Origin of the sequence: Ruegeria sp. HKCCA4008 (assembly GCF_013033125.1) — a bacterium.
Taxonomy (GTDB): domain Bacteria; phylum Pseudomonadota; class Alphaproteobacteria; order Rhodobacterales; family Rhodobacteraceae; genus Ruegeria.
The window spans coordinates 176,739-193,700 of record NZ_WQDM01000004.1; the positions used below are offsets into that span (position 1 = coordinate 176,739).

Genomic DNA, 16,962 nt, shown 5'->3' on the forward strand with positions numbered 1-16,962 from the left:
CTCCTGATCAGAAGCGTGTGGATGCGTAAGGCTTCATGTCGAGCGCGGGCTTGGTGTCCGTGACCAGATCCGCGACCAGTTCCGCCGTGCCTGCGGATTGCGTCAAACCCAGATGGCCATGTCCGAAGGCGTAAAACACCTGTGGTGCACGGGCCGAGCGGTCGATCACCGGCAAACTGTCGGGAAGCGACGGCCGTAAGCCCATCCATTGCGTGCCGCCTTCCAAATTCAGGCCAGGCATGAAGCGCCCGGCCTTTGCCAGCAACGTGTCGGCGCGTTTGTAATTGGGTGGCAGTTCCAGCCCGCCCAACTCGACCGCGCCACCGATGCGCACACCGCCGTTGATCCGAGTCACCACGAACCCATGTCCCCCGAATGTCAGATGGGTGCGCAGGTCAAAGGCCCCTTCGGGCAGGGTCGTGTTGTACCCGCGCTCGGTTTCCAGAGGGATGCGATCGCCCAGAGTTTTCGCCAGGTGATGAGACCACGCCCCGGCAGCCAGGATCACCTGTCTTGCATCAATTTCACCGATCGAAGTCGTCAGGCGAACGCCCGCATCCATGGGTGTGAGCGCGCTGATTGTCGCGATTTCGACCTGACCGCCACGGGCGGTGAACCGGGTGGCCAAATGTCTTGTCCAGCTGGCCGGATCGACCGTGTTCATCCAGGTGGGTGTAAAACCCGCATGGGTAAATCGTCGGTCAAGCCCGGGCTGGATTTCCGCAATCGCGTCGGGGCTGTCCAGCAGATCAAAGGGGATGCCGTGATCCTTGCGCCTGTCCCATGTGGGCAGACTGGCGCGGAATTCTGCTTCACCCTCGAACACCTGCAACTGGCCGTCGCGTTGCATCAGCGCTTCGCCGTCGACATCCGCGATCTGGCGTTCCAGCGCCGCGCGGCTGTGATCCATCAAAGCAGCCTGTGCAGACAAGGCCGCAGCATAGCGATCCTGCCAACTGGCCCGCCAGAACCGCAGCATCCACGGCGCGATGTTCAAAGCGTAAGAAGGAGGAATTGAAAGTGGACCCAGCGGGTCAAACAGCCATTTCGGAGCCTTGCGCATTATCCCGGGGGTGGCCAATGGCACGATGTCGGTAAAGGCAAAGGCTCCGGCGTTGCCCTTCGAGGCACCGGCTCCTACGCCTTCGCGATCCAGCACCAGCACGCGCCGGCCGCGTTTTTGCAATTCAAGTGCGGTGCTGATGCCGATGATACCGGCACCGATCACAACGATATCCGTCGGGTTGTCTTGCAGCATGGCCAGATTTTCTCAAACTGTGGCTCGGTTCCGGGGGCCGGATTGCGCCAGTCCCCGATAATTTTGTCAAAGAAGGATCCCACCGCGGAACGGATCGTTTTGCGCGAAAATCAATCTGCCTTCGGCCATGATATGCGCCTGCCCGGTCAGGGTTGGAATGACGCCGCCATTGGGACCAGGCTGAAAGCTCAGCCGGTAAGAGCTGCCGATCACGCTTTCCTGCAGGATCTCTTGCCCCGGATCCAGAACCCCATCCGCGGCCAGACAGGCCAGACGCGCCGAACTGCCGGTCCCGCACGGGGATCGGTCATATTGATCGTCCGGGCACAGGACGAAATTCCTGCTGTGAACGTCTTTGTCCGGGGATTTGTCCTGCAAGATCACGTGGTCCACCGGTTCCCCGTTTTCGCCACGCACGTTCTGGTCGATGCAGGCTTTGCGAATTGCAATGGTCAGATCGGTGAGGGCACGGATGTTGCCGGGCGTCACGTCCATCGGGCTGGGATCGACAATGAAGAACCAGTTGCCACCATAGGCCAGATCGCCGGTCACTTTTCCATGGCCTTCGACGTCAACCGACACCGAAGCCTTGACCCGGCGGCTTTCGATATTGGTGACGCGCACCGTATTGGCGTCCAACAGGTCAACCGAGATGACGCCGGCCGGCGTTTCGACCCTGTGCGTCCCCGGACCGATCTGGCCCAGATGGGCCAGGGTAACCCCAAGGCCGATGGTGCCATGACCGCACATGCCCAGAACGGCGTCGGCATCGAAATAGATCACGCCGGTTTCGCAGCCAGACGTTTCCGGGGCCACCAGAAGCGCCCCGACCATGCCGGGTTGACCGCGTGGTTCCAGAAGGACCGATTTGTAGAATTCCTTGTGCTCGGTGGCCAGGCGTTGCGCGCGCTCGACCAGCGGGCCCGACCCCAGATCGGGGCCGCCGTTCAGGATGACCCGCGTGGGCATGCCTCCGGTGTGGCTGTCGATCACATGCATTCAGCGATGACCCCGCCCTGGCTGGACCAGTCGGCAAACCAGGTGCGGAACAGTTTGTATTGCTGTTCGCAATAATTGCGCTGGGCATCCGTCAGCTCGTCGGTTTCGTTGAAGTGCAAGCGGTATTCCTCTTCACCGTTCAGGACCAGCAGGTGCTTGTAGTACAGCACCAGATCGGTGCCTTCGTCAAAGCTGGCCAGCACGCCAAAGGCTTCTTCAAGCTCGCGCGCGCGCAGGCGCGCTTCGGCATGGCCCGCCGCCGCCTTCTGGCACAGGGCGGCCAGCAGCAGTGCCTCTTTGGGCAGGGCAGTGCCGATACCGGTAATCGAACCCGTGGCGCCGCAGTTGACGAAGCCATGATAAACCTCGGTGTCCACGCCCACCATCAGCGTGACCTGATCATCCTTCGAGGTGATGTGTTCCGCGGCGTAGCGCAGGTCGCCTTTGCCTCCGAATTCCTTGAACCCGACAAGGTTCGGATGATCTGCACGCAATTCCAGGAACAAATCGGCGCGGGTGGCGAAGCCGTAAACGGGGCTGTTGTAAATGATGGCCGGGATATCCGGCGCGGCTGACAGTATTGCCTTGAAGTGGTTGCGCTGTGCCGGGATGGACGATCCGCGCGACAGCACACGTGGGATGACCATAAGCCCTGCCGCGCCGACCTTTTGCGCATGTGCAGCTAGCGCCACGGCAGATTTCGAGTTTATCGCACCGGTGCCGACGACGACAGGAAGGCCGGCGTCGATCAGGCGTTCGACACCTTGCATGCGTTCGGCATCCGACAGCAACGGCCAGTCGCCCATCGAGCCGCAATACACCACGGCCGACATGCCGGCCTCGATCATTTCCTTGCCCTTTTTCACCAGGGCATCGAAATCCGGGATCCGGTCGGCTTTGCACGGGGTCATCAGGGCTGGCATGGTGCCGGTAAAGATATTCTTGGACATGAAGGTGATCTTCCTCGTTGTTTCAGGGGGCCAGTGCACTCAGCGCACGTTGGCCAGGAATTTACGGGTGTGTTCGGATTGCGCATCACCGAATATCTGCCCGGGCGGACCGATCTCTTCCATCACGCCCTGATGGAAGAAAGCAACCCGGTCCGACACATCGCGTGCGAAACCCATCTCGTGCGTGACACAGATCATGGTCATCCCTTCTTCGGCCAAAAGGCGCATCGTGTCGAGAACCTCGCCCACCAGTTCAGGATCCAACGCTGACGTCGCCTCATCAAACAGCATGTATTCCGGCTCCATCGCCAGCGCGCGGGCGATGGCCAGACGCTGTTGCTGGCCACCCGAAAGGGCGGATGGGTAGACGCCCAGCTTTTCGCCCAGGCCAACATGGGTCAGTTGGCGGGCGGCGATATCGCGGGCTTCTGATTTTGACAGTCCCTTGACGATCTTGGGGGCCAGCGCGACGTTTTCCAATGCCGTCAGGTGGGGAAAGCTGTTCCATTGCTGAAACACCATTCCCAGCTTTGTGCGCAGCTTGTTGATGTCGGTGCCTTTGGCATGAACATCCGTGCCATCCACTATGACCGAGCCTTGCTGGATCGGTTCCAGCCCGTTGATGCAATACAGCAGGGTCGATTTGCCGGAGCCCGATGCGCCGATCACCGACAGGACCTCTCCTTTCTGCACATTCAGATCGATGCCTTTCAGCACATGCAGCGCGCCGAAATACTTGTGCAGGTCGCGAATTTCGATCATTGGGCCCACCTTTTTTCAAGAGACGCGGAATAGCGCGAAATCGGATAGCTGAGCGCGAAATAGAACGCGCCCGCGATTGTCAGGATCAGGAAAGGTTCCTGCGTCCGGGTGATCAGGATCTGACTGGCCTTGAGCAGTTCGACATAGCCCAGCACCGAAACCAACGCGCTGTCCTTCATCACTCCCAATGCGACACCGACCCAGGCCGGGAACACCGCGCGCCCGCCAATCGGGAAGACGACATAGCGCAGATCCTGCCAATAGGTCATGCCCAGACTGCGCGCGGCACGGCGCATCGGCGCACCGACGGCCTCGATCCCGCCGCGTGCGACATTCGCAACCAAGGCGGCCGTGTAGATCGACAGGATCACCACGCCCGAGGCGAACGGGTCCAGATTGAGCCCGACAATGGGCGCAAAGTTGTAGAACAGCACCAGTTGGATGATCAGCGGAACGGAACGGAAAACATCCAGAAACGGGGCCACTGTAAGGGCTGCGGCCAGCTTGCCCTCGTACAGGATCCACCCGCATACCACGCCAAGAAGCGTTCCGATGGATATCGACAGAACCGAAATCCAGAGTGTCCGCAGGGCCGCTTCGCCCAGAAACCACAGATCATTGATGGTGAAGCCGCTGAAAAAGCTGACAGTGGGTTCCATCCGAGCGTCCTTCAGTAGCGAAAGAGCCGGGTCGCCAGCAGGCGTGAGGCTCCGAGAATGATTTTGACGATCACGTAGTAGATGACCGCAGTGACGGCGAAATATTCAAAGATGCGGAAGGTGCGCGAGGCAAAGAACTGCGTCTCGCCTGACAGCTCGCGGAAACCGACCAGCATGCCCAGCGAGGACATGAGCACGGCCCAGACCATCTGATTGGTGATCGGGTGATAGACGATGCGAAACACCTGCGGGATCACCACGCGTGTGTAAGCCTGCCACGCGGTCATGCCCAGGGAACGAGAGGCCCGCAACTGCGTCTCGGGGACGGCCTGGAAACCGCCGCGAAAGTTTTCGGCCAGATAGCCGGCGCAATTGAAGGTCAAACCCGCCAGCACGATGAAGTATGGCGACAGGTGCAGGCCGAATGCGCCAAGCCCGAAGCCGAAAAAGAACAGCTGAAACAGGGCGGGTGTGTTTCGGGCCAGTTCAACCCAGGCCGAGGCGAACCAGTACAGCGGCCCCTTCAGGTGCAGCCGCGTCAGCGCAAGACACAGGCCGATGAGGATGCCCAGGATCATCGCCAGAACCGCGACTTGCAAGGTCAGCAGCGATGCCTCAAGCAAGTCCGGCAGGTTTTTCATGACCGGCCGCCAGTGGAAGTTGTAATCGAACACAGGTTTTTTCCGAATTGACCGGCTCTTTCGCCGGGCCGAAACCCGACGAAAGAGCATTTGGGGGGTGAAATCAGTACATCACGCCGGGGATGCGCAGCTCGGGTGCTTCGCCTCCGACATATTTGCCCCACAGGTCCTGGTACCGGCCCGAGCGCACCTGATGCGTGACAAACAGGTTCAGGAAATTCAGCCAGGTGACGTCCTGTCGTTTGCCCACCACCGAAGTGTAGTCGGTTGTCCAGGGCATACGGGGGCCGGCCAGCACCGTTTCATACTGCTGGGTGATCGGCAGAACGGCGGTGTTGGTGGTGATGCCGATATCGGCTTTGCCCTGCGCGACCGCCAGAAACACCTCGTTTTCCGACTGATAGCCCTGATAATTGCCTTCCTCACCCCATTCGGCGGCAATCTTCAGCCATTCCTGTTCTGGCACGGTGCCAATCGCGGCGGCGACGCGTTTGCCACGGATGTCTTCGAAGGTTTCGATCCCGCTGTCCGCGTTCACGACGCCCTGCGCATAGTAGATTGCATAGGGAATGCTGAAGCCCACGGTCCGCGCCCGTTCAAGGCTGTCCGAGGTTGCGCCGAACACGACGTCGGCGCGCCCGGTCACGATGACCGGCAGGCGTTCGGCCCAGGTCAAAGGCAGGATTTCCGCCTCGACTTCAAGCGCTGCGGCCAGATCATTGCAGTAATCCACGTCAAAACCCGCCGGTTCGTTGTTGGCGTCGCGATACCCGATCGGCGGAAAGTCCAGAACAACGCCGCAGCGAAGAGTCCCGCGATCCACGACATCGTCGAGCGTGTCCGCCATCGCAGGACCTGTTGTGAAAGTGGTGAAGGCCGCCAAAGCGACGAGTTTCTTGAGCATGTGATCCTCCCTGAATCAAAGATGCGATCACGAATAAAGGATATTGGATCCAACATCCATAAAAAATTTTTACCGGCAACCGACACGGGCCCATACCCGGCTACGGGATGGATCAATTGTTCAAGAAACGCCCTTGGCTGATTGATCGACTTGGGGGTGGGGGCAAGCCGATCATCCAATCGTTCAAAACACTGTGGAGACGCTTTTTGCGTAACATCCTCATGAAGAACCGGTCATTTTGATCCGGTCCGCGTGGCGCAGCCCGCACCGGACTGGGATGGACGAAGACAACCCCAATACGTTCTGGAACCGTCCGCCTGAAGACTGGGTGCCCGAAGTTCACGGAACCGACCTGCACAACCCGGACAGGTGCCCCCATTCGCTGTCAGACAACGCGCAGGGTGTTTTTCCTGGTTCCCGAGGCTGCCAATGGCGTTCAGTCTGTTCTGATGACGCCGGTTTCCACCCACGTGTCAAATCGCGACAGAACAGCTTGACAGAAAGCCGCGTCGTTGATGTGAACATCCAGCTCGGTCATCGGCACCCGGCCGGGCATGACCTTGCGCGCCTCGTCCACCATTTCGGCCAGAGCCTCTGGATCATGCGCCTCTTCGCCTTCCCTGTCCCAGGCCTCGACACCCTGAACGGGCAAAAAGAAATGCACCGGCCCGGTTGCGGCTTCCAGCCGGTTGGCGAGTTCCCGAATCCAGGCGCGCCGTTCGGCGCCGTTGAAGACCGAGCTTTTGATCAGGCGATTGTGTTCGTGGAACGGGCGATCGGCATATTGTTCGGGGATGTCCTGCCAGCCCGCAAAATCCAATAGATCCAGCGCACCGGGTGCCACCATCTGGGGCGTTCCAACGCGCCCGGCATTGGTGACCCGGTCATCGCCGCTGGACACGACAGAGCCCGCCATCAGGTTGCCAAATTCCTGCATGCAGAAGTCCATCACGCAGGCAAACGCGCCTTCGCCCGCCAGTTTTTCATAGGCCATGCCGCCCATGCCGGTAGAGTGGAACACGGCCACTTCAAAGCCGCGGTCTTCCAGTGCCGGTTTCAGAATTTTCATGTAGCGCAGGCAGGACGAACCAAGGCTGGTCATCCCGATCAGAGGTTTGCTGCGATCAGGGGCGGTCGCCGCCCTGGCTGCGCCCACGACGGCCCCGGCAGCTTGGCTGAGCGACGATTTGCAGATCGAATTCATGCCATACAGGCCGCCGGCCCAAAGGATCATCTGAACATCCGGCGCCAACCGGTGCGGAGGGATCAGAGGCGAGAAGCTGACCGTTGACACGATATATTTGGGAATGCCCATCGGCAAAGCCTGCGCACAATCCAGCGCAAGGTCTGTGCCCATGGTCCCGCCCGTGGCCAGCATCCCGTCAAATCGACCTTCTGAATAGGCTTGTGCAACAACTTTTGCGGCCCCTGCGGACATCACGCGAAAGGCTTTGTTCTCGTCTCCTTGCGCGATTACCTGTTCTATTGTCATGCCACCGGCAGCGGCAACGTCGTGTTTCGAGATATCCGTCGGTTCGGACGGATCACCCAGAACCGATACATCCATGGTCAGCACGTCAGCGCCCTGCGCTCTGACCGCCTTTTCGATAAACCGCATTTCGGGCTCTTTGGTATCGTACGTACCAATCAGCAGGATTGTCTTTTCGGCCATTGGTGCCTCCTGTCTAGGTGTGCTGTTGAAGGTATTGAGACATCAACGCCCGCGCGGTTTCAATGAACCGCTCATTGCGTATGCCCGATCCATCTTCGTTCAGGCGGGATGCAACCCATCCCACATAGGTTACGGCGCGCAGTGCCATGAACAGGTCGAGTTGGCGGGTACAGATCGGTCGTTCAGATCGATACCCCGCCAGCAAAGCACCGCGCAGCCGGTTGAAATCAGGTTCGTACAGGTTCTTGAGAATCGTCGTTGCGATATCAAACAGGCGAAAACCGAACCCGGCATCGTCGAAGTCAATCAGACAAAGTTTGTCACCGTCCACCATGACGTTTTCGCGGACAAGATCGGCGTGGATCAGCCCGTAATCCAACTGATTTTCCACGCGCCGAAGGTCACGATCTGCGATATCCCGGAACGCCAGGAACAGGGCCCGGTCCGTTTTTCCAAGCGTTGGGTTTTCCCAGAAACGACCCCAGACAGGGACGTCTCCAAGCAGCCCGCTGCGATCCCATGACCAACGCTCGAAGTCCTGAGGAGGTGCCCATTGGTCGCTGATGTGGTGCAGCCGTGCCATTTCCCGGCCGATCGAGCAAAAGACGCCTGTCCGGTCCTGATGCGTCAAAGCCTGTCCTGTCGCACCCAGAGGGCGGCCCGGCAGCCAGTCGAGCATGTCGACCTGAATACCCTCCACCAGATGCAGATAGCGCCCATCTGAGGCCGCGACGGGCGTTGGAACCCGGACCCCGTTTTTGCCCAGAACGGCCATCCACTGTAGCTCTGACCGGAGTTCGGCATCCGTTCGCAAGCCCTTGCGATGCAGTCTCAGGGCATAGGCGGTCTGGCCTGCCTGAACGCGATAGACGCGGTTTTCCCGAGCCGCCACGAGAGACGCCCGGCCATCAGCCAGCCCCCAAAGGGACAGCGCATGTTCCACGATCTGCTTCATGCGACCCGTGGCGTTTCCGCCAACACCTCGTCCAGCGTGTCGAAAAGAAGATCCGCGTTTTCGACAGAGAATGGCATGGGCGGGCGAATTTTCAGAGTATTCTTGTGACGCCCAAGCTTGGAGTGAATGATCCCGCGCTGGCGCATGGTGTTGATGATACGGTCAGTGAATTCACCGGCGGGTTCCTTGCTGTCGCGATCAAGGACCATTTCAGCCCCGAATATCAGCCCCGAGCCGCGTATGTCTCCGATGAGGTCATATTTTTCTTTCAAAAGGTTCAGCCGTTTTCGCGCGTGATCACCAACGGATCTGGCATGTGCGACCAGGCTCTGGTCTTCGATCTCGTCCAAAACCGCCATCGCGGCAGCACAGGAAACAGGGTTTCCGCCAAATGTGTTGAAGTACCGATATCCTTTGCGGAATGCCGAAATGATCTCGGAACCTGTGACCACGCCGCCCACCGGATGGCCGTTGGCCATGGGTTTGCCCAAGGTCATGACATCCGGCACAACGCCCAACTTCTGATGCGCCCACATGTGGGTGCCGGTTCGGCCAAAGCCTGATTGCACCTCGTCGCAGATCAACAGGCCCCCGGCCTGGCGGACGACCTTGGCCGTGGGTGCCAGCCAACCGTCCGGATTGTCGGGAAACCCCTCGTTCAGAAAATATGGGCAGAGGATCAATGCGGCAAAACCGGTGCCGGCCTTTTCGTGTTCCGCAATCTGTTCCGCCACGGCATCGGCGAATTTTGACCCATCCGGGTCGGGATGGCGATAGCTGTCGGGTGCGCTGACAAAGCGGAAATACCGGCCCAGACCGAAGCCGACCGTTGGGATGTTCGATTTGCTCAACTGGCTGACCAGCGCGGTATTGCCGTGATAGGTGGCGTCGGTGGCAATGATCCCTCGTTTTCCGGTCATCGCTTCGGCCATTCGCAGAGCAATGTCATTTGCCTCGGAGCCGGTACAGGTGAGGATGGCCGTATCCAGGGAGTCGTCCATCGTTCCGGTCAGTTTTTCAACATAGTCCAGAATCCCGTCATGCAGATACCGGGTGTGCGTGTTGAGCGTGCGCGCCTGACGACAGATCGCCTCGACCACGCGCGGGTTGCAATGCCCCACATGAGGCACGTTGTTGTAGCAGTCTAGATACTTGCGCCCGTCCGCATCCCACAGCCAGACGCCTTCGCCTTTCACGAAATGAACGGGTTCGTCATAGAAGGTCGATACATTGGGCCCCAGCAAACGGGCCCTGCGTTCAATGAGTTCCGCGGATTTCGCTGAAAGGGTCATGCGGGCGGCCTTTTCTCAGAGTTTTATCCAGGCGGTTTTCAGATCGAAGTATTTTTCGATCGCGTGCAGCGATTTGTCGTGCCCGTTGCCGGATTGGCGAACACCGCCCAGCGGAACGGTCAGGTCGGCACCGCCATATGTATTGACATGCACAACGCCCGCGCGAATGCCAGCCACCATGCGATGCGCACGGCTGAGGTTCGAGGTCCAGACACCACCGGCCAGCCCATAAACGGTGGCGTTGGCAAGGCGCAGCGCTTCGTCTTCGTCGGCAAAGGGCGTGACGGCCAGAACAGGGCCAAAGACCTCATTCTGGAACAGTGTATCGGTCTCTTTCACGTTGGCCATCACAGTGGGCGCCATGTAATAGCCTCCGGTCTCGGTCAGGATGCGGTTTCCGCCGGTTCGGCGCTCGGCGCCTTCGGCCTCGGCCTTGGTGACGAAATCCAGATTGGCCTGAAGCTCTGAAAGGCTGTGGACCGCACCGATCTGGCTGTTTAGATCCAGCGGGTCGCCGACGCGAAAGCCTTCGGCGTGGCGGCTGATCTCGGCGACGAAGTCCTCGTAGATCTCTTGCTGGACCAACAGGCGCGATCCGGCGACGCAGACCTGACCAGAGTTGCGGAAGATGCCCGCCGCGGAAACCTTGGCCGCTTCGGTCAGATCAGGGGCGTCGGCAAAAACGATGTTCGGGGATTTGCCGCCCAGTTCAAGATAGCAGCGTTTCAGGTTCGACCGCGCCGAATACTCTAGCAGCCGCCGCCCGGTTGTGCCCGACCCGGTAAACACCATGATGTCGACATCCATCGACAGGGCCAGCGCCTCACCCACGACCGAGCCACGTCCGGTCACGACGTTGAACACCCCATCGGGCACTCCGGCTTCTGCGGCAAGCTCGGCAATCTTGAGCAGGCTGAGTGAGGCGCTTTCGGCAGGTTTCAGCACGACGGAATTGCCTGCGGCCAGTGCCGGTGCAATTTTCCAGCTGCCGATCATCAGTGGAAAGTTCCAGGGCACGATGGCCCCGACAACCCCGACCGGAGCGTGATGCACAAGACCCAGAACGTCACCGCTTGTCGGGGCGATTTGTCCGTAGATCTTGTCGATCGCCTCGGCATAATACCGGAAAGTGGCCGCCGCCGAGAGCGCCTCGGCCTTGTAGGCCATGGTGATCTCGGTTCCGTTGTCGCGCACGCCCAGCACGGCCAGTTCAAGCGCGCGGGCTTCGATAAGGTCGGCCAGCTTCAGCAGCACTTTCTTGCGGCCGGCAGGGGCCATGCGCGACCATCGCCCATCCTCGAAAGCACCGCGCGCCGCGCGCACGGCCATGTCGACATCGGCCGGTGTGCCTTCGGCGATCAGCGCCAGAGGTTGGCCGTTGATCGGAGACAGAACCTGATGCCGGGCCCCGGTTTCGCCATCCTGACTGCGGCCGTTTATGAAATGCCCGCGCGGAGCAATGTCCTGCGCACGCAGCGCATCAATCGAGGATTGGTCCATGGGGGTTATCCTTGCTGAGTTGAGTCTTCGTCGAGAACCGGCTGCGGTCTGATACGTTCCTTGTGTTCCTTGATCAGCGAGCGAACGTGCAGCAGAAGGATCCCGAGGATCATGATGAAAAGTATTGCGGCAATCGGCCGGTCGATGAAATCAAGTGGCGACTTCACCCGCGCCATGGCGCTGCGCAGTTTGACTTCCATGATCCCGCCCAGAACCATGCCCAGAATGATCGGAACAATGGGCAGGTTCAGGCGCTTCAGGATCAGCCCGAACACGCCGAACCCGGCGGCAATGGCACAGTCCGTGACTGAGTTGCGCAGGCTGAAAACACCGACAAAGGACAGCGTCAGGATCATGATTCCCAGAAAGCGCGTCGGGATCTGAATGATCTTCAGCAGCAGGTTGGTCGAGAACAAAAGAAAGACCAGAACGATCACGTTGAGCAGGATCAGCGACATGTACAGCGCCATGACAAAATCCATCTGATCGGCAAAAAGCTGCGGCCCGGGGATCACGTTGTGAACGTAGAAGACGGACAGCATCATCGCGGTCAGCGCCTCGCCCGGAATACCCAGCGCCAGCAGTGGAATCATCGCAGCCCCGGGAACGGCATTGTTGGCCGCCTCGGACGCCACCAGACCTTCGGGTGAGCCATCGCCGAATTTGTCCGGCTCCTCAGAGGTTTTCTGTGCGTATGTGTATGACAGGAACTGTGATGTGAATTCGCCTGTACCCGGTATCATGCCCATCAGCACACCCAGCGATGACGAAACCGTCGCGATGCGTTTCAGGCCCAGCAGCTCTTTGAGGCCCGCGAAGATGCTGCCGCGCACATGGGCTTCGCCCGGCGCGTGTTCTTTGTCGACCAGCAACAGCAGCGCCTGACTGATGGCGAACAACCCAAGAACCACCACGATCAGATCGACACCTGACGAAAGCCAGGTTTGGTCAAAGGTGAAACGTTTGGTGTATTTGACGGGTTCCAGACCGACGGTGCTGAGGAAGATGCCGAAGAATGCCAGCATCGCGGCCGAGAAGGTTTGCCCGCGATGGGCCAGGATCACCAGAAGGATGCCCATGAGTGCGGCCAGAAAAATCTCGCGGCTGCCGAAATGCGGGGCAACCCAGGCCAATACGGGTGACAGGATGATCAGACAGAGGATCGAGAAGATGCCGCCGAAAAACGACGCCGAATAGGCCAGCGACAGGGCCCGGTGGCCCTCGCCGCGCTTGGTCATGGGATAGCCGTCATAGGTGGTCAGCGCGTTGACGGCGGTACCGGGCGTGTTGATCAGGATGGCGGGGATTGCGCCGCCATACATGGACGATCCGTAGATGCCCAACAGAAGGGTCAGGCCGACGATGGGCTCGAACGCGAAGGTGGCGGGCAGCAGGATGGCAATTGCGACAGCAGCGCCGACGCCGGGCAACGCGCCGATGATGACCCCGCCCACCGATCCGATGATCAGCGCCACGACGACCTGCCACTGCGCCAGGATTGCAAAGCCGGAAATCAGATTGTCCATCTTGGCCTCACAGGTAGGTCAGCGCAAAGGCGCGCAGCCCGTCGGGCAGGTATTCGTATATCCGACCGGCAGGAATGTTCACCTGAAGCAACGCGCGGAAAACGACTGCCACGACCGCGCCGAAGGCAAGTGCAACGCAAAAAGCGCCGGGCAATCGAAACCCCAATCGTATCGTCAGCAGGGCTGCAAAAAGCATGGTCGATGGCAGGTATCCAAGCCACGGAACCGCCACGACATAGATCAGGAAGTAGGCAACGTATTCGAGGGACATCAACCAGAACGTCACCTCTCGCAACCGTCCGGGAATGCGTGGGGACAGGAAGGAGCCCAGCAAGTGGAGGCCGCTGAACAAAACCATGCCCCAGATCGCGATCTTGGGCCACAGGGCGGGTTGCGCAAACCACTTGGTTCGTTTGACGGCCTGAGTCTCAGCGCCGATCTGGCTGAGAAGGAACAGGGAGAAGCCGAAGAAAAGCAAGGCAAAGACAATATCGCCAGGACGTCGATACCGTCGGAACATGTCTTGCAGCGTCTTTGCTATCATCTTGGCCTCCTGTTTGAATCAAACAGACCCGGCGATGTTCGATCTGGCCGGGCCTGTTTCAGATTATTCGCCCAGAATCTCTTCGATCTTGGCGAAAGAGGCTTTGTCCTGCTCGATCTGAGCATTCGAAGCGTCCGGGTCCTGCCAGTAGATCAGGGCACCCGTTTCCTCAGCCAGCTTTTTGGCCTTGTCCGAGGACAACGCTTTCTGCGCGGCAGCCGAGATCTTTTCACGCGCGTCGGCGGGCGTGTCCTTGTGTACGAACAGCCCGTTCCAAAGGGCCAATGGCAGATCCGGATTGAGTTCCACGATCGTCGGCGTATCCGGAACCAGTGAAATCCGCTCGCCGCCGATGCTGGCAAGGACGTTCATCTGATCAAGGCAGGGAAGGATCAGCTGTAGCGTCGTATTGATGACATCCACGTCGCCTGAGGCCAGCGTGTTGCAATCCAGGGCGTCGAATGCCGCTTCGCTGGCAAAGTCGAACCCGCTGCTGACCGCAGCTGCAAATGTGACCTGAGTGGGGGGCAGAACCGATCCGAAATGGCCAAGCGCCACGTCATTTTCCTTGCCGTAGTCGGCCAGTTCTTCCCAATTTGAAAACGGCGCGTCTTTGCTGGCCGCGATGACGAAGGGATAGGTCAGGAAGATGCCGATTGGATCAAAAGGATTCGGGTTGAGTTCGGGAATTCCGATTTCGGGACCGATGACAGGTACGCCGATGACGAATGAGCCGATGGTGTAGCCATCCGCCGGAGCGGTTGCTACCTCGACCGCGCCGGGGAATGGGCCGCCTCCGCCGCCGGGTTTGTTCACGACAGCGGCAGGCACACCGTACATGGCTTGGAATTCGTCGGCGATCATCCGGGTAAGGACATCTTCCAGATCACCCGGAGGCCAGGGGACGACAAAACTTACTGGCTTTTCAGGGTATTCAGCCAGTGCGGCAGTGGCCGAAGCCGCAAAAGCGGCGGCTGTTAGAAATTTCTTCATTGACACCTCCCGATAGTGGTTCATTATTTGAACCGCGTTAACAATAATAATGTTGCTTTGTTAAGTTAGTTCTGTCAAGTATTACCTGAGCAAGAGGACCACACGCACATGGGTACAGCCCTTAACGCCCTAAAAATGCTGGACTACTTTTCCAATGCCCGCCCGGAGATCGGGCTGAGTCACCTTGCGCGGTTGTCCGGGCTGAACAAAGCAACGGCATTGCGGCACCTGCGCGCGCTCGAGGAGTTCGGGTTGATCGAGCAGAATCCGATGACGAAATCCTATGCGATCGGCCCGGCGGCTTTGCGTTTGGCCGCGCTGCGAGAGATCGCCAGGCCCGGCATTGAGGGCGCGCGCCAAAAGATGCAGGCCGCCATGCAGGTGGTCGGTGAATCCCTGCATCTGTCTTTGCTTGAGAAAACGGGGTTGCAGACGGCGCTTGTGGTGGAAACAACGCTGCACAGTGTCCGTGTCAGTCTGGATCCCAGCGAGATGCTTCCGCTCAATGCGACGGCATCAGGTCTTTGCATGCTCAGTTTCGGGCCGGCTCACCTTTTGGAGCAGCTGGATCAGCACGTGCAGGCACGGTTTACGCAAGCGACGCTTACTGATCCGAAGCTTATCAGGGAACGGGTCGCAAAGATCAGAGTTTCAGGCTGGGCCGACAGCCGTGGCAGTTACGAAGAAGGTGTTTTTGGATATGCCGCGCCGATCTTCGGCATCGATCAGGTCGCATTGGGTACCATCGCGATAGCTGTCCCGGAAACCCGGGCAACCAGCGACCGCCTTCCGGCAATACTGTCCACGCTGCATTCACTTTCGGCTGATCTGACTGCTGGTTTTGGCGGCCAGTTGCCCGACTCCTTTCCAACCGGATTCCACCCGTGACCCAGGGCGGATTCAACACTCGGAGACCCGCGACATGAAAGACTCCAACTTTCTGAAGGAAAACAACGCCCGGTACTTCTGGCACCCGATGGCGCACCCAGCCGACAGCCGGAAGAACCCACCGACCATTCTCAGCGGTGGTGAAGGGGTCAACATCACTGATGTCGATGGCCACACGGCGCTGGACGCCGTGGGGGGGTTGTGGAACGTCAATCTGGGCTATTCCTGTGAACCGGTGAAACAGGCCATAGCGGATCAGCTGAACGCGTTGCCCTATTACTCGACCTTTCGCGGCACCAGCAACGACAAGGCGATCGAGCTGTCCTATGAGCTGGCCCAGTTCTTCGAGGCCGACGGGCTGACCCGTTCATTCTTTACGTCGGGCGGGTCGGATTCGGTCGAAATTGCGCTGAAGCTTGCGCGTCAATATCACAAGGTCCGGGGTGAAGCAGGGCGCACCAAGTTCATCAGCCTGAAGCAGGGTTATCACGGCACCCATTTTGCTGCCGCCTCGGTCAACGGCAACCAGAAATTCCGCGCGGTGTATGAGCCGATGATGCCCGGCTGTTTTCACGTGCCTGCGCCGTGGACCTATCGCAACCCGTTTGACGAAACCGACCCCGAGCGTCTGGCGCAGCTTTGCGTCAAGGCGCTTGAGGCCGAGATCGCTTTTCAGGGTGCAAACACTGTTGCCGCCTTCATTATGGAGCCGGTGCTGGGCGCGGGCGGTGTGATCCCGCCACACAAGAGCTTCATGCCTATGGTGCGCGAGGTCTGTTCGAAACACGGCATCCTGCTGATCTCGGACGAGATCATCACCGCTTTTGGTCGCACCGGCAGCGAAAGCGGTGCGCGGCACTGGGGTGTTCAGCCCGACATCATGACGACGGCCAAGGCGATCACCAACGGGTATTTCCCTTTTGGCGCGGCCATGATTTCCGGTGCGGTCGCAGAGGTGTTTGAAAGTGACACCACGGGCCTGGCATCCGTGGATCAGGGGTACACCTATTCTGGCCATCCGGTCGGGGCGGCCGCGGCCTTGGCCGCCCTGTCCGAGATCAACCGGCTGAGGATCTGGGAAAATGCTGCTGCGCGCGGGGACGAGTTGTTTGCCGGCTTGCAAAAGCTGGCCGACAAGCATGACGCGATCGGGGACGTGCGGGGCGGCGAGGGGCTGATGTGTGCATTGGAACTGGTTTCGGACCGGGCGACCAAGGCACCTGTCGCAAAACACCTGCCGCTTCAGGTTCAGAAAGCCGCATATGAAGATGGCGTGATGGTGCGTGTATCTGGCAACAACATCATTCTGTCGCCGCCGCTGATCGTTACTTCGGAAGATGTGGCCAAAATTCTGTCGGCGCTGGATACCGGTCTTGCCACTTTGTAGGCGGTCAGTAGGCGGTCAACCGACCCCGTCGG

The 16,962-nt window shown here is 59.5% G+C and carries 16 protein-coding genes; 2 read left to right on the forward strand and 14 right to left on the reverse strand.

Annotated elements, in window-relative coordinates; all coding sequences use genetic code 11:
• Positions 1-7 precede the first annotated feature (7 nt).
• From GOW60_RS11340 to GOW60_RS11405, 14 genes are all read right to left on the reverse strand, one after another.
• The gene (locus GOW60_RS11340; RefSeq protein ID WP_171229348.1) at positions 8-1,258 is read right to left on the reverse strand and encodes an FAD-binding oxidoreductase; all 1,251 of its coding nucleotides are present in this window, start codon (positions 1,256-1,258) and stop codon (positions 8-10) included.
• A gap of 66 nt (positions 1,259-1,324) precedes the next feature.
• Positions 1,325-2,257 (reverse strand): proline racemase family protein, encoded by a 933-nt coding sequence (locus tag GOW60_RS11345; RefSeq protein WP_171229349.1) that lies wholly within the window; start codon positions 2,255-2,257, stop codon positions 1,325-1,327.
• Entirely contained in the window at positions 2,248-3,207 is a 960-nt protein-coding gene (locus GOW60_RS11350; RefSeq protein ID WP_171229350.1) for a dihydrodipicolinate synthase family protein, read from the reverse strand. Before GOW60_RS11350 ends, GOW60_RS11345 begins: the two co-directional genes overlap by 10 nt.
• 39 nt (positions 3,208-3,246) lie before the next feature.
• On the reverse strand, positions 3,247-3,969 hold the full coding sequence (locus GOW60_RS11355; RefSeq protein ID WP_171229351.1) for an amino acid ABC transporter ATP-binding protein: 723 nt from the start codon (positions 3,967-3,969) through the stop codon (positions 3,247-3,249).
• Positions 3,966-4,628, reverse strand: a complete 663-nt coding sequence (locus GOW60_RS11360) for an amino acid ABC transporter permease (protein ID WP_152460596.1) — start codon at positions 4,626-4,628, stop codon at positions 3,966-3,968. Before GOW60_RS11360 ends, GOW60_RS11355 begins: the two co-directional genes overlap by 4 nt.
• Before the next feature lie 11 nt (positions 4,629-4,639).
• Complete coding sequence (locus GOW60_RS11365; protein ID WP_171229352.1) at positions 4,640-5,302, reverse strand: amino acid ABC transporter permease; 663 nt, start codon at positions 5,300-5,302, stop codon at positions 4,640-4,642.
• 70 nt (positions 5,303-5,372) lie between these two features.
• A complete protein-coding gene (locus GOW60_RS11370; protein ID WP_171229353.1) occupies positions 5,373-6,173 on the reverse strand; it encodes a transporter substrate-binding domain-containing protein in 801 nt (266 codons plus the stop codon).
• A 436-nt stretch (positions 6,174-6,609) separates the two neighbouring features.
• Positions 6,610-7,845, reverse strand: a complete 1,236-nt coding sequence (locus tag GOW60_RS11375; protein ID WP_171229354.1) for a Tm-1-like ATP-binding domain-containing protein — start codon at positions 7,843-7,845, stop codon at positions 6,610-6,612.
• A 13-nt stretch (positions 7,846-7,858) separates the two neighbouring features.
• Positions 7,859-8,800 (reverse strand): homoserine kinase, encoded by a 942-nt coding sequence (locus GOW60_RS11380; protein ID WP_171229355.1) that lies wholly within the window; start codon positions 8,798-8,800, stop codon positions 7,859-7,861.
• Positions 8,797-10,092, reverse strand: coding sequence for an aspartate aminotransferase family protein (locus tag GOW60_RS11385; protein WP_171229356.1), 1,296 nt, complete (start codon positions 10,090-10,092; stop codon positions 8,797-8,799). The genes GOW60_RS11380 and GOW60_RS11385 overlap by 4 nt, the downstream gene beginning before the upstream one ends.
• 15 nt (positions 10,093-10,107) lie before the next feature.
• Positions 10,108-11,592, reverse strand: a complete 1,485-nt coding sequence (locus GOW60_RS11390; RefSeq protein ID WP_171229357.1) for an aldehyde dehydrogenase — start codon at positions 11,590-11,592, stop codon at positions 10,108-10,110.
• Positions 11,593-11,597: 5 nt separating this feature from the next.
• Positions 11,598-13,118, reverse strand: a complete 1,521-nt coding sequence (locus GOW60_RS11395; protein ID WP_171229358.1) for a tripartite tricarboxylate transporter permease — start codon at positions 13,116-13,118, stop codon at positions 11,598-11,600.
• A 7-nt stretch (positions 13,119-13,125) separates the two neighbouring features.
• A complete protein-coding gene (locus GOW60_RS11400) occupies positions 13,126-13,662 on the reverse strand; it encodes a tripartite tricarboxylate transporter TctB family protein (RefSeq protein ID WP_171229359.1) in 537 nt (178 codons plus the stop codon).
• A 63-nt stretch (positions 13,663-13,725) separates the two neighbouring features.
• Positions 13,726-14,655, reverse strand: coding sequence for a tripartite tricarboxylate transporter substrate binding protein (locus GOW60_RS11405; RefSeq protein ID WP_171229360.1), 930 nt, complete (start codon positions 14,653-14,655; stop codon positions 13,726-13,728).
• 108 nt (positions 14,656-14,763) lie between these two features.
• Between GOW60_RS11405 and GOW60_RS11410 the strand changes: the two genes are divergently transcribed.
• Both GOW60_RS11410 and GOW60_RS11415 read left to right on the forward strand, forming a co-directional pair.
• Positions 14,764-15,543 carry an IclR family transcriptional regulator gene (locus GOW60_RS11410; protein WP_171229361.1) on the forward strand — a complete coding sequence of 260 codons (780 nt, stop codon included), beginning with the start codon at positions 14,764-14,766 and terminating at the stop codon, positions 15,541-15,543.
• 34 nt (positions 15,544-15,577) lie between these two features.
• Positions 15,578-16,930, forward strand: coding sequence for an aminotransferase class III-fold pyridoxal phosphate-dependent enzyme (locus tag GOW60_RS11415; protein WP_152460585.1), 1,353 nt, complete (start codon positions 15,578-15,580; stop codon positions 16,928-16,930).
• Positions 16,931-16,962 lie beyond the last annotated feature (32 nt).